At 45.9% G+C, this 13,576-nt stretch carries 11 protein-coding genes; all 11 read left to right on the forward strand.

The window, feature by feature from the left end; all coding sequences use genetic code 11:
• Window positions 1-9 precede the first annotated feature (9 nt).
• The gene (gene mrdA / locus ACUM5Y_RS06030; protein WP_445975970.1) at window positions 10-1,890 is read left to right on the forward strand and encodes a penicillin-binding protein 2; all 1,881 of its coding nucleotides are present in this window, start codon (window positions 10-12) and stop codon (window positions 1,888-1,890) included.
• Window positions 1,883-3,004, forward strand: coding sequence for a rod shape-determining protein RodA (gene rodA / locus ACUM5Y_RS06035; protein WP_445975971.1), 1,122 nt, complete (start codon window positions 1,883-1,885; stop codon window positions 3,002-3,004). The genes mrdA and rodA overlap by 8 nt, the downstream gene beginning before the upstream one ends.
• Window positions 3,001-4,071, forward strand: a complete 1,071-nt coding sequence (mltB, locus tag ACUM5Y_RS06040; RefSeq protein ID WP_445975972.1) for a lytic murein transglycosylase B — start codon at window positions 3,001-3,003, stop codon at window positions 4,069-4,071. The genes rodA and mltB overlap by 4 nt, the downstream gene beginning before the upstream one ends.
• 49 nt (window positions 4,072-4,120) lie before the next feature.
• A complete protein-coding gene (locus ACUM5Y_RS06045; RefSeq protein ID WP_445975973.1) occupies window positions 4,121-5,008 on the forward strand; it encodes a septal ring lytic transglycosylase RlpA family protein in 888 nt (295 codons plus the stop codon).
• A 77-nt stretch (window positions 5,009-5,085) separates the two neighbouring features.
• Window positions 5,086-6,234, forward strand: a complete 1,149-nt coding sequence (locus tag ACUM5Y_RS06050) for a D-alanyl-D-alanine carboxypeptidase family protein (protein WP_445975974.1) — start codon at window positions 5,086-5,088, stop codon at window positions 6,232-6,234.
• Window positions 6,235-6,256: 22 nt separating this feature from the next.
• Window positions 6,257-6,562, forward strand: coding sequence for a YbeD family protein (locus ACUM5Y_RS06055; protein ID WP_445975975.1), 306 nt, complete (start codon window positions 6,257-6,259; stop codon window positions 6,560-6,562).
• Window positions 6,562-7,206, forward strand: a complete 645-nt coding sequence (gene lipB, locus ACUM5Y_RS06060; protein WP_445975976.1) for a lipoyl(octanoyl) transferase LipB — start codon at window positions 6,562-6,564, stop codon at window positions 7,204-7,206. The genes ACUM5Y_RS06055 and lipB overlap by 1 nt, the downstream gene beginning before the upstream one ends.
• Before the next feature lies 1 nt (window position 7,207).
• A complete protein-coding gene (lipA, locus tag ACUM5Y_RS06065) occupies window positions 7,208-8,167 on the forward strand; it encodes a lipoyl synthase (protein ID WP_445975977.1) in 960 nt (319 codons plus the stop codon).
• A gap of 98 nt (window positions 8,168-8,265) precedes the next feature.
• Entirely contained in the window at window positions 8,266-10,164 is a 1,899-nt protein-coding gene (speA, locus tag ACUM5Y_RS06070) for a biosynthetic arginine decarboxylase (protein ID WP_445975978.1), read from the forward strand.
• A gap of 55 nt (window positions 10,165-10,219) precedes the next feature.
• The gene (locus ACUM5Y_RS06075; protein WP_445975979.1) at window positions 10,220-11,107 is read left to right on the forward strand and encodes a GNAT family N-acetyltransferase; all 888 of its coding nucleotides are present in this window, start codon (window positions 10,220-10,222) and stop codon (window positions 11,105-11,107) included.
• A gap of 104 nt (window positions 11,108-11,211) precedes the next feature.
• Entirely contained in the window at window positions 11,212-13,512 is a 2,301-nt protein-coding gene (gene parC, locus ACUM5Y_RS06080) for a DNA topoisomerase IV subunit A (protein ID WP_445975980.1), read from the forward strand.
• Window positions 13,513-13,576 lie beyond the last annotated feature (64 nt).

A 13,576-nucleotide genomic window follows, 5' to 3' on the forward strand; every position in this document is an offset into this window, starting at 1 on the left:
GGAACACGTGTGAGCCTTAGGCATCGTAACTTTCGTAATTATCGTCAAGAGCGGTCACTGACTCAGTTTCGAGTCGTTGTGGCGGCTGTTGTGGTGTTGCTGTTAGTGGGTGTGCTCATTGCTCGTTTGTTTTATCTGCAAGTCCTTGAATACGACCTATATCAGACCAAAGCCAATGATAACCGCCTTATGTTGGTCACAGAGCAGCCACCACGAGGCTTAATCTATGATCGGCATGGGCTAGTGCTCGCCGATAACCGACCCATCCACAGTTTGACGGTGATTCCTGAGCGAATAAAAGATTTCACTGAGCTAAAAAACGTTCTGTCAGGCATTATTGAAATCAATGATGCTGAATGGCAGCAGTTCGATAATAAGCGCAAAGAATATCGCCGCCCTTACCAATCTATTACCTTGAAATCTCAGCTGACCGATGAAGAGTGGGCGCGAGTCAGTGTGGATCTTTATAAATTGGACGGTGTGCAAGTAGAGGCGCAATTAACCCGCTATTACCCTTATGGGGAAGCTTTTGCTCATGCCATTGGTTATGTGGGACGTATTACCGAAAGAGACCTAGAGCGGGTCGATAAAACCGCTTACCAAGGGGCGCTTTTTATTGGCAAAACCGGCATCGAAGGCTACTACGAAAATGTGTTGTTTGGTAAAACAGGCTTGAGCACAGTCGAAGTAAACGCCCGGGGCCGCATCATGTCGGAAGTGGACAGGCAGAACCCCACCCCAGGCAAGGACTTACATCTATATCTTGATGCCCGTTTACAACAGTATGCTTACGATTTGCTAGGGGAGTATCGTGGGTCCGTCATTGCGATTGACCCAGATACAGGTGGCATCTTGGCGTTGGTGTCCAAACCTGGCTTCGACCCAAACTTATTTGTTCGTGGCATCTCAGTAAAAGATTATTCTGTTTTACGAGATTCTAAGCAGTTACCTCTCTTTAACCGTGCACTACGTGGTGGCTATCCTCCGGCTTCCACCATTAAGCCTTTTATGGCCTTGGCTGGCCTTGAATACGGATTCTCCTCATGGTCAGAGCGTTATTACGCCCAAGGGTATTATCAAATTAATCCCGGTGGTCGTCGCTATCGTGATTGGCTAAGGGGCGGTCATGGCTGGATTAACCTAGAGCGCTCCATTATAGAGTCGGTGGATACCTATTATTACCAGCTGGCCAATAAAATGGGCATTACGCCCATTCATGACTTTTTGACCCGTTTTGGTTTTGGCCAAGGGGTACTGTTGGACTTGCATGGGGAAAGTGTGGGCTTGCTGCCGTCTAATGAATGGAAGAAAGCCAAATATAAAGAGCCTTGGTATCCAGGCGATTCTGTCAATGTGGGGATAGGTCAAGGCTTTATGGTGTCTACGCCTATGCAGATCGCCACCGCCACCTCAATCTTGGCGAACCGTGGCCATTACTACCGTCCTCGTATGACTGAGAGTATTAATGATGAGCCTATGCAGTTTGAAGACGGCACAGGGGATATGCATCAGGTGGTGCTAAAAGATCAGCGTAACTGGGAAAAGATGGTCAATGCCATGCGTAAGGTCATTACCGATTCAAAAGGTACCGCCAGACGCTTGCGTGGTACGGATTACACCATTGCTGGAAAAACCGGCACAGGTCAGGTATTTAGTCTGCAAGAAGATGAAGAATATGAAGCTGATAAACTGGCCCAACGTCTTCATGACCACGCTTTGTTTATAGGTTTTGCCCCTTCGGATAAACCTAAGATTTCAGTGTTTGCCATCTTTGAAAATGGTGGCAGTAGTTCCAAGCCTGCGGATTTATCTCGGCAGCTTTTTGATGCCTATTTAAGCGGCGAATACCCTGAAAAATACGACTATTTAAAAGGTAAGTCCGATGAGTGATAGCTTATATCGTCGCATAATCTCATTCACCAATGCTCGACTCTGGCAATTGGTGCATATTGATGTGCTCTTGCTAAGCTCGCTATTAATCCTCATAACAGGTGGCTTATTCGTACTTTATTCCGCATCGGGCCAAGATATAGCGACGGTAGAGCGACAAGTTTTCCGATTGGCCATCGGCATGGGAGTATGTGTTGTTTTGGCGCAGCTTCCGCCTAAATATATGCGTCGTGCCTCTCCGTTGCTCTTTGTTGGCCTGGTTCTGTTGCTGGTGGGGGTTTTGTTGTTTGGGGTAGGGGCAAAAGGGGCTCAACGATGGTTGGCGCTGCCGGGCGGTTTACGCTTCCAGCCTTCGGAAATTATGAAGGTGGTGATGCCCATGATGGTGGCATGGTATTTTGCGGATAGACAACTGCCGCCAAGCTTAAAACAAATCGCTACCGTATTAGTCATTATTATTGTGCCTGTGTTGATGATTGCCAAGCAGCCCGATTTAGGGACATCACTACTGGTTGCTGTTTCAGGGATTTTTGCCTTGTTCTTAGCAGGTTTAGGCTGGCGCTATATTATTGGCGCGGCGGCATTAGCGCCGATAGCTGGCTACAGCCTATGGCAAGTCATGCACGACTATCAGCGCCAACGGGTCCTTACCTTTCTTAACCCAGAAAGCGATCCACTGGGCTCGGGTTGGAATATTATTCAGTCTAAAACTGCCATAGGCTCTGGTGGAATGTATGGTAAAGGCTGGTTAGAAGGTACTCAGGCGCAACTGGATTTTCTTCCAGAAAGCCACACGGACTTTATTATTGCCGTGTTGGCAGAAGAGTTTGGTCTGGTGGGTTGTAGTGTGCTCTTGTTGGCTTATCTACTGGTGATTGCTCGCGGTTTGTATATCTCTGCGATGGCGGAAGATAATTATGCCCGCCTTTTAGCTGGGAGTTTAACTCTAACCTTCTTCGTATATTTATTTGTTAATATCGGCATGGTATCCGGTATTTTGCCTGTGGTGGGGGTGCCCTTACCACTGGTAAGCTATGGTGGCACATCCATTATTACGATTATGGCAACTTTCGGCATTTTGATGTCTATTCAGACTCATAAGAGAGCGAGATGATGAAACAGATACTGGGAATATTGCTAGCATTAGGCTTAACGGCTTGTTCTGGTGTGAGCCATAAGGGGCAAACTCAGTCTGAGCAAGAAGGCATTACAGGTGTAAGTGACGGTTTATTGGAAGATATGCCAGACAGTCTTGAAGACTCCTACGCAGCAAACCCTGAAGTACAAGCCTACATTAAGCGTATGGTCACAGAGCATGGCTTTGATAAAGCGATGCTGGAAACGGCTTTTTCACGAATTGAACAACGCCCAAAAGTCATTGAAAAATCTGATAATCAGCCTGAACAAATTACCCCATTTTATGAATACCGTAAGCGCTTTGTTTCCTCCGATCGTATTAAAGGTGGTTTGGCGTTCGCGAAAGAACAGGCGGTTTGGTTAGAAAAAGCCCAGCAGGAATTTGGTGTAGATCCCAGTGTTATCGTCGCGCTAATCGGCGTTGAAACCTATTATGGGCGCATTACAGGTTCTCGCGATGTCTTTACCTCCTTGACGACCTTGGCATTTGATTACCCAAGACGCCAAGACTACTTCCAAAGTGAATTGACCAGTTATTTGCTGCTTGCCAGAGACAAAGGCTGGCCGATCGGTGCTACCAAGGGATCTTATAGCGGGGCTATGGGAATGACCCAATTCATGCCAAGTAATTATCGAAAACTGGCGGTGGATTACGATGGTAATGGTGATATCGATTTGTGGGGTTCTCCGGCCGATGCCATTGGCAGTATTGCAAACTACCTGACACACCACGGTTGGCAGGTCAATAAACCGGCCTTTACTACGGCTCAAGTCATCGAACCTGAGCTTGTTGAAGGTTTAGTCAACAAAGGTCGAGCACCAACGGGCAGTTTTGCCTACTGGGCCGAGCTTAATGTCTTACCGAGCGCACCTTTTATTGATGAAAAAGTCGGATTGTTGGCATTACGCACCGCAGCAGAAGAGGTGAGTTATTGGCTTGCCTATGAAAACTTCTTTACTGTGATGGACTATAACCCAAGCCGCCGATACGCCATGTCTGTGTTTCAGCTTGCTGAGAGTATAAAGAATAATGATGAAGGCTAAATTAGCGCTATTACTGCTTGCTGGTAGCAGCTTGCTGTTAAGTGGGTGTATGAGTACCAAGCACGTCTTGGGGCAAGATGATATTGACTATGACAAAGCTTCTGGGGGCGGTCGTTATACTATCCTGCAAGATCATGCGCCTACTGGTGATATTAAAGTAGACCACCTTCCTGATTTGGTGCCGAAATGGGAACCGAAAAGTCGAGGTGGTAATAAAAGCCCTTATGAAGTCTGGGGTAAAAAATATTGGGTGATGGATTCTGCTAAGGGCTATACCGCAGAAGGCACAGCCTCTTGGTACGGAAAAAAGTTTCACGGTCATAAAACTTCAAATGGGGAAATATATGACATGTACGCTTTTTCAGCGGCCCATAAATCTTTGCCATTACCGACTTATTTGAAAGTGACTAACTTGGATAATGGTCGGTCTGTCATAGTGCGAGCAAATGACCGGGGGCCCTTTCATGGAGATCGCTTGATCGATCTATCCTATGCGGCAGCGGCCCGTTTAGATTACCACAAAAAAGGCTTGGCGCGGGTAAGAATAGAAGCAATTACCCCATCACAAGGGGAAACCTATCAGGCTGCTAGTGTTCCAATGCCCGTGGCAGTACCCCCCGTTGTGTCGGCGCCTGCGCCCGTGGCATCAACCCCTGTGGCCGCACCTGCACCCGTTCAAGATGTGGTCACAAGTGCCGCATTTAGTCATTTGCAGGTGGGGGCCTTTAGTGCTGAGGCCTCAGCGGAGCGTTTAAAAACGCGTTTGTTTGAAGCTTTCGATGCCGACATTAAAGTTATGGTGAATCATCAAAGTGATGGCCTTTATAAAGTCTTGGTCGGTCCCTATATAGAAGGGGCGGATTTAACGCTTTGGCAATCGAAACTTGAACAGGCAGGTTTTGGTCGCCCTGTCAGGGTTGCTCTAATCGCAAACTGACCACTATTCGGGCTAGAGATTAAGAGTATGCTCTAGTATCATCCCATTACATTTTTTAATAGACGGCATTTATGAGTATGAAAAAACTCCTGGTTATTTTATCTGCAGTAATAAGCTTTGTTAGCACTCCATTATTGGCTGCCCCTTCTCTAATACCTGCGCCTCCGCAATTATCTGCAAGTAGCTACATCCTAATGGATGCATACACAGGTGATATCCTCGTTGAGAAAAATGCAGACCAAGCTTATCCACCGGCTAGCTTAACGAAACTAATGACTGCCTACATAGTTGAGTATGAATTGGCTCGTGGTAATTTGGCGATGACAGACCAAGTTAGCGTGAGTGAGAAAGCTTGGCGTATGGGTGGCTCACGTATGTTTATTCGTGAAGGCACGAAAGTTGGTTTAGAAGACTTGATGCGCGGCATTATTATCCAGTCGGGTAATGACGCCAGTGTTGCTGCAGCAGAGCATGTGGCGGGAAGTGAATCCGCGTTTGCAGACCTGATGAACCAACATGCGCAATTGCTAGGCATGAAAAACAGTCACTTCATGAATGCTACAGGTTTACCGGCAGAGCAGCATTACTCCAGTGCGCACGACTTAGCGTTATTGTCTCGAGCCACTATTTTGCAGTTCCCTGAAAACTACACCATGTATTCGGAAAAAAGCTTCACTTACAACGATATTCGTCAACCAAACCGTAATAAGCTTTTGTGGCGCGACAAAACCGTTGATGGTTTGAAAACCGGTCACACTGAAGAAGCCGGCTATTGTTTAGCCGCTTCTGCTGTTCGTAATGGCACACGCCTTATCACTGTCGTTATGGGCACAAATTCTGATGAAGCCCGAGCAGCGGAATCACAAAAACTGTTGAATTACGGCTTTAGATATTACGAGACTCGCAAACTTTACAGTGCTGGACAAGTGTTAAATAACGCACGTGTTTGGGGCGGTAGTCAAGACACAGTTAAAGTAGGTTTTGTGGAAGATGTCTTGGTCACTATGCCTCGTCAACAAGCGGACTCTGTTGCTGCGACGCTAGATATGAACACTGAGATCGAAGCACCGATCGCCCCAGGTGATGTGTTGGGTAAAGTGATTGTGGCAGCAGACGGTAATGTACTGCTAGAGCGAGCTGTGGTTGCTCTTGAGCCGGTTGAAGAAGGCGGTTTCTTTAAACGTTTGTTCGATACGATCAAACTGTTTTTCATGAATTTATTTTAGATCTTAGATAAGTGGTACAAGAATGGCTCTGATTACGAAAGATGGCGATCAAGCGGAAAAAGCGGTAGATGCCCCTAAAATTGAATTTCCTTGCGACAATTATGTGATTAAAATTGTCGCCCTAGACGAGGCTGGCAGCTACGAGAACATTCTGGAAGGCATGAAAAAACATGCCCCAGAAATGGATACTTCGCAAGTATCTACCAATCGTTCCAGTAAGGGCCGTTTTATCAGCTATAGCTTTCGTATTGTCGCAACCAGTGAACAGCAACTAGCCGATTTGCATAAAGACCTTATGTCAATCAGTGCTGTTAAGATGGTTATGTAATGGTCAATTCTTTGATTTGCCGAGACTTAGGCGTCATTGACTACCTAGAAACTTGGGAAAAGATGAAAGACTTTACCCAGCAGCGAGATAAGCAAGATGCGGATGAAATCTGGTTACTAGAGCATCCGTCTTTGTTTACCCAAGGCCAAGCAGGTAAAGAAGAGCATTTGCTCGCACCGGGAGATATTCCGGTGATTCAGGTCGACCGCGGCGGTCAGGTCACGTATCATGGCCCCGGCCAGCTTGTCGCCTATGTGATGGTGGATTTGAAACGCCTAGGTATAGGTGTGCGAGATCTGGTCAGTGTGCTAGAAAACTCGGTGGTCAATGTCTTAAAAGAGAATGACATTAGCGCTTACCCAAAAGCCGATGCGCCGGGAGTTTATGTGGACGAGCAAAAAATTGCTTCTCTTGGGCTGCGTGTCCGTCGAGGCTGCTCATTTCACGGTTTAGCACTGAATGTCGATATGGATTTATCGCCTTTCGATCGCATTAACCCTTGTGGTTATCAAGGGTTGAAAATGCTCCATATGAAAGCGCGCAACCATACCGTTAGTTTATCAAATGTTAAAATTCAGTTGGCCAACCAGCTGGCTGAACTTCTCGGATACGAACATCCGACTATCCAACAAGGGTGGAAATAAAATGACGACAGAACGCAAACGCGTTGTCCAAGGTGAGAAGCTCCGTGGTGCCGATAAAATGGCGCGTATTCCCATTAAAATCGTACCGACGGAAGAAATTCCACGTAAGCCTGATTGGCTACGTGTTCGCATGCCTGCTTCTCCAGAAATTGCTCGTATTAAGAGCACCTTGCGTGAGCATAAGTTGGCTTCTGTATGTGAAGAAGCTAACTGCCCAAACTTAGGGGAGTGCTTTAGTAACGGTACTGCGACCTTCATGATTATGGGTGAAATTTGTACTCGTCGTTGCCCTTTCTGTGATGTGGCCCACGGCCGTCCGAATGCTTTAAGCCCAGATGAGCCGAAAGAATTAGCCGCCGCTATCCGTGACATGAAACTTAAGTACGTGGTTATCACCTCTGTTGACCGTGATGATCTACGTGATGGCGGTGCTCAGCATTTTGTGGATTGTATTACTCACACTCGTGAGCAAAGCCCAAACATCGAAATTGAGACATTAGTGCCTGATTTCCGTGGCCGTATGGATGCTGCATTAGATATTTTGCAGATCGCGCCACCGGATGTCTTTAACCATAACCTAGAATCTATTCCTCGTTTGTACCGTCAAGTGAGACCAGGTTCTGATTATCAGTGGTCTTTAGACTTACTGAAAAACTTTAAAGAGCGTTGCCCTGATGTTCCTACCAAGTCTGGTTTGATGGTTGGTATGGGTGAAACCTTTGAAGAAATCGTTGAAGTATTAAAAGACTTACGTGCTCACGGGGTGGACATGCTGACGATTGGTCAGTATCTACAGCCTTCTAAGCATCACTTCCCAATGGCGCGTTTTGTACCGCCAGAGGAATTTGAACGTTACGAGCAAGTAGCGAAGGATCTAGGCTTTAAACATGCGGCGTGCGGACCATTGGTGCGCTCGTCCTACCATGCGGATAAGCAAGCTCATGGAGAGCGTGTTTCTTAGTTGTTAATCTGTGCATATTAAAGCGGTGCCGAGATTAGCTTCTTGGTCCCGCTTTTTTTATTTTAAATAACCTATGTTTATTGCCGTTTGGAGATGCCATGAAGCCTTGGTCTGTAAAAGATTCGATTGAGCTTTATAATGTTAGTCACTGGAGCAGTGGTTTTTTCTCAATTAATGATAAAGGCCAAGCCATTGCTTTGCCTGATAGAGAAAACCCTGTTGATCTAACTGAGTTATCGGCTGCCTTAAAAGCGCAGGGTATTCCATACCCTTGCTTAGTGCGCTTTCCTGATATCCTGCATTCACGTATTGAGAAAATTACCAGCTCATTTCAGCAGGCGATCGAGCATTACGAGTATCAAGCTAACTACGCCATTGTTTACCCGATAAAGGTAAATCAGCAACGCCGGGTAGTGGAAGAAATTGCGGGTTGTAACCCTGGCAACCCAGCCTCTGTTGGTCTTGAAGCGGGCAGTAAGCCTGAGCTAATGGCCGTGTTGGCAATGCACCAGAGTCCAAATGGCATTATTGTTTGTAACGGTTACAAAGACCGTGAGTTTATTCATCTGGCATTAATGGCTGAAAAAATGGGTCATCAGGTGTTTATCGTGGTGGAGAAACTTCACGAGCTGGATTGGATTCTAGAAGAAGCCGAAAAAATTGGTGTGAAACCACGTATTGGTATTCGCATTCGTTTAGCGTCCACTTGCTCGACCCATTGGGGCAACAGCGGCGGCGAAAAATCCAAGTTTGGTTTAACAACGTCTCAACTGCTACGTGCAGTAGATCGTTTACGTGAATTGGACCTATTAGATTGCTTAGAGTTGATTCACTTCCATCTTGGCTCTCAAATTACCCGTATCCGCGACATTCAGAACAGTTTGAAAGAGTGTGCTCGTTATTACTCGGAACTGCATAACATGGGCGTTAAAGTGAAATGGGTGGATGTGGGCGGTGGCCTAGGGGTCGATTACGAAGGTACTCGTTGTCAAAACGCTTACTCAGCGAACTACAGTATTGGCGAGTACGCCAACAATGTGGTCTTTGCGTTCCATAATGTTTGTGAACAGTACGATTTGCCTCATCCGAATCTGATCTCTGAGTCGGGTCGTGCGGTAACGGCTCACCATGCCATGATGATCGCAGATGTTTTCTCCCACGGTGCTGAATTGTTGCCAATTGAGCAACCAGAAGAAGACAGTGTGTTGGAAATTCAACGTCTGTGGGCGTCATACCAAAGCCTGAAGAGCAATGATGAAGACGATAGCCGCTCATTGGTGGAAATTTACCATGACTTGCTCGATGACTTTAACGACAGCTTAGCCTTGTACAATCATGGTCATTTAAACTTGGCATTACGAGCTCAGGCAGAGAACCTATTTCTTTCTGCGTGCCGTAACCTGTTGCCAAAATTAGACAATCGTAACCGTGGTCATCGAGCGGTTATTGATGAGCTAAACGAGCGTTTGGCGGAAAAGCTGTTTGTAAACTTGTCTATTTTCCAATCTATGCCGGATGCTTGGGGGATAGATCAGTTGTTCCCAGTATTGCCTTTGCAAGGTCTGGAGCAAGCACCGTCTTTCCGTGGCAAAATACAAGACGTTACTTGTGACTCAGATGGTTGTCTGTACCATTATGTTGATGGTCAAGGTATTGAATCATCATTGCCTTTACCTCCGCCACCACCTAAGGGTGAGGACTATTTAATGGGCTTCTTCTTGGTAGGGGCTTATCAAGAAACGTTAGGGGATCTGCACAATTTATTTGGCGATACATCTTCTGTGGACGTGTATTTAACGGAAGACGGCTTCCGCATTGATCACGTGTTGAAAGGTGACAGTGTGCAGGATGTTCTACGCTATGTAAGCTATAACGAGGGCGAACTTGTTAAGCGTTACCAGGATAAAGTGGCTGCCAGTACGTTAGGCAAGGATGAGCAAGAGCGCTTACTTGCTACTTACGACAAGGTACTAAAAGGCTCCACCTATTTGTCTTAAGGCTTGTGCAATGGCGGCTTAGGCCGCCATTTGTTTTGTAAAATTAAGGATGAATATGACGAGCTCTAATGGTCTGCTGGAAGAAACCTATTTTGGGGTCATGCTTTCAAGCAAACTGCTCATAAACGATTTGTTGTATCGGATCATGACAGAGAAGTTGTTGGCACTTGCTGAGCAGCAACCAGGGTTTATTGATTCCGAATGGGTGTCTGGGGAAACAGATGTCTGTATCATCTACTGGCAGAGCTATGAAAATGTGCAAGCCTGGCTTAATCATAGTATGCAGATTAAAACCTTATCTTTAGGCCAACAATTTTGGTTTGAGAGCTATTCTCTTAAAATATTTGAAGTCAATTCAGAGCAAAAATTCACCCAGGCTAATCGTTCCTTACACGCCTCACGCTTTCCTTCCATCAAGACACCTCATGGGGTGTTGAAAGTATTGGAGGAATCCCAAGCCTCTTTGTTATTTGATTATGTGAATGAGGAACGAGCCTTCCTTAAACCTTGGGAACCCGCCCGTAACGATGCTTACTATTCAATGGAAGTGTGTGAACTTAGGGTGCAGGAAATGCGCCGCGATTTCTTAGAAGAAAACGCTGTTGTGCTCTGCCTTTTGTCTGAGGATGAGTCACGTATGCTGGCTTATTCCAATTATTCGAATATTATTCGCGGGGTATTTTGTGCTTGCAGCCTAGGCTACAGTTTGCGAGAAGGTGAGCAGGGCAAAGGTGTTATTACCCAAGCCTTAAGTGCAGGTATAGACTACATGCATAAACAACAGAACATAGATAGAATCCAGGCCAACTATATGCCGCGAAATGATAAAAGTGGGGCGGTGCTGGCAAGACTGAACTTTAAGAAGGAAGGCTTTGCCGAGCGCTATATTAAAATAGATGGTGTCTGGGAAGATCATATTTTAACGGCTTTGGTGTTGCGTTAGCCGTTGTGTTAAGCCTGTTAATTGTTAAGCTTTGTGCGATAGTGCAGACATATAAATTATTTTTTAATAGTATTCCTTATAAACGATAGTAGAAGGATATCTCCTTGAGTGAGTTAGCAAACTTTGAGTCCAATGAGACGCTTTCATTAAAAGACTATACGGAAAAAGCGTACCTTAACTATTCCATGTACGTAATTTTAGACCGAGCTTTACCTCACATAGGGGACGGCTTAAAGCCAGTGCAAAGACGCATCATCTATGCCATGAGCGAACTGGGCCTAAAAGCGACGGCAAAGTATAAAAAATCAGCGCGTACTGTCGGTGATGTATTAGGTAAATTTCACCCTCACGGCGACAGTGCCTGTTATGAAGCCATGGTGTTAATGGCTCAACCTTTCTCTTATCGTTATCCTTTAGTTGATGGTCAAGGTAACTGGGGTGCACCAGACGACCCGAAATCCTTCGCCGCGATGCGTTATACGGAATCGCGCTTATCTAAATATGCAGATGTACTACTAAAAGAAGTCAGCCAAGGCACGGTTGATTGGGTGCCAAATTTTGATGGCACACTGCAAGAACCCAGTGTTTTACCTTCACGTTTACCGAATTTATTGTTGAACGGTACCACGGGTATTGCGGTGGGCATGGCGACGGATATCCCGCCTCATAATCTTAGAGAGATTGGACAAGCTTGCATTCATTTGTTGAATAATCCAAAAGCGGATTTAGATGAATTATTAGACTATGTGCAAGGCCCTGACTTCCCAACCGGTGGTGAAATCATCACCAGCAAAGTTGACCTTCGTAAGATGTATGAAACCGGTAAAGGTCAGGTGAAAGCCCGAGCTCGCTTTACGGTGGAAGAAGGCGAAATTGTGGTGAATGAATTGCCCCATCAGGTTTCAGGCAGCAAGATTTTAGAGCAAATTGCCGCCCAAATGCAGGCCAAAAAACTGCCAATGGTGGTAGATTTACGGGATGAATCCGACCATGAAAATCCTACTCGCTTGGTGATTGTTCCTAAGTCGAATCGGGTGGATATAGATTCTGTGATGACGCACTTGTTTGCGACCACAGATTTAGAAAAATCCTACCGGGTCAACATGAATGTGATTGGCTTAGATGGCTTACCGCAAGTTAAGCCTTTGCAAAATTTCTTGTCAGAGTGGCTACGCTTCCGCATTGATGTTGTCCGTCGTCGTCTGCAATTCCGTTTAGATAAAGTACTTCATCGTTTACACATACTTGAAGGCTTATTGATCGCTTATCTGAATATCGATGAAGTCATCGAAATTATTCGCACCGAAGATAAACCTAAACAGGAGCTGATGTCACGCTTTGGGCTCACAGATGTGCAAGCTGAATCCATTCTAGAACTGAAATTACGTCACTTAGCCAAGCTTGAAGAAATGCGCATCAAGGGTGAGCAGGACGAGTTAGAAGCGGAACGTAAAAAGCTTGAAGGGCTGCTGTCTTCTGATCGTAAGCTTAAAAAACTCATCAGTGATGAAATTCAGGAAGCGGTTGATAGCTTCGGTGATGAGCGTAGAACCCCAATCGTGGCGAGAAAAGAAGCACAAGCTTTCAGTGAAGAAGACTTGTTATCGAATGACCCGATTACCGTGGTGATCTCCAAGCAAGGTTGGATAAGAGCGGCGAAAGGTCACGATATTGACGTTCAAGGCTTGAGCTACAAATCTGGTGATGAATTCTTAGTTAGCGCGAAAGGTCGCTCTAATCAGACCCTAGTGTTAGTCGCCTCTAACGGGCGGACATACTCTATCAAAGCTCATACGCTACCTTCTGCCCGAGGCCAAGGCGAGCCGATTACCGGCCGTATTACCTTAGAAAAAGACGCTACTATTGTTTGTGCCGTGTTAGATGTAGAAGACAGTCATTACCTGTTGGCCAGTGATGCGGGTTATGGTTTTGTCGCACAGCTGAAAGATTTATATGCTAAAAACAAAGCCGGTAAAGCCACATTGACTTTGCCTAAAGGGGCGCAAGTGCTAGCGCCTGTACTGGTGGATAACCCAACCTCTGGGCGTGTTGTGGTGGTGTCTAATGAAGGACGCATGCTGGCATTTGATGTCGCCTCCTTGCCAAAAATGGCAAAAGGTAAAGGGAATAAGATGCTCAGTATTCCAAGCGCCCGTGCTGAGTTACGCGAAGAACTGATCGTTGCTATGGCCTGTATACAGCCAGAAGATCTACTGTTGGCTTATGCCGGTAAACGCTTCGTTTCCTTCGTGGAAAAAGACCTAGAGGCCTACATTGGTGAACGTGGACGTCGTGGTCTAAAATTACCCCGAGGTTTTCAACGCATTGATACCCTTGAGGTTAAAGCGGGGGAAGGGAAAGTAGCGGGTAACGATGTAACTCGCGGCAGCCAAGATTTATTTTAGTGCTATGAATGGCTTTTATAAGTTATTTGTAGAATAGAGAGTCACCATAGCTTATGGGCTTAGC

The sequence above is a fragment of the Marinomonas dokdonensis genome (assembly GCF_052747885.1).

Excerpts from the sequence above, each read along its gene's own strand:
- rodA (WP_445975971.1), top strand. The coding sequence starts at position 1,883 with ATGAGTGATAGCTTATATCGTCGCATAATCTCATTCACCAATGCTCGA.
- lipB (WP_445975976.1), top strand. The coding sequence starts at position 6,562 with ATGGTCAATTCTTTGATTTGCCGAGACTTAGGCGTCATTGACTACCTA.
- ACUM5Y_RS06045 (WP_445975973.1), top strand. The coding sequence starts at position 4,121 with ATGAGTACCAAGCACGTCTTGGGGCAAGATGATATTGACTATGACAAA.
- ACUM5Y_RS06055 (WP_445975975.1), top strand. The coding sequence starts at position 6,257 with ATGGCTCTGATTACGAAAGATGGCGATCAAGCGGAAAAAGCGGTAGAT.
- mltB (WP_445975972.1), top strand. The coding sequence starts at position 3,001 with ATGATGAAACAGATACTGGGAATATTGCTAGCATTAGGCTTAACGGCT.
- ACUM5Y_RS06050 (WP_445975974.1), top strand. The coding sequence starts at position 5,086 with ATGAAAAAACTCCTGGTTATTTTATCTGCAGTAATAAGCTTTGTTAGC.
- lipA (WP_445975977.1), top strand. The coding sequence starts at position 7,208 with ATGACGACAGAACGCAAACGCGTTGTCCAAGGTGAGAAGCTCCGTGGT.
- speA (WP_445975978.1), top strand. The coding sequence starts at position 8,266 with ATGAAGCCTTGGTCTGTAAAAGATTCGATTGAGCTTTATAATGTTAGT.
- ACUM5Y_RS06075 (WP_445975979.1), top strand. The coding sequence starts at position 10,220 with ATGACGAGCTCTAATGGTCTGCTGGAAGAAACCTATTTTGGGGTCATG.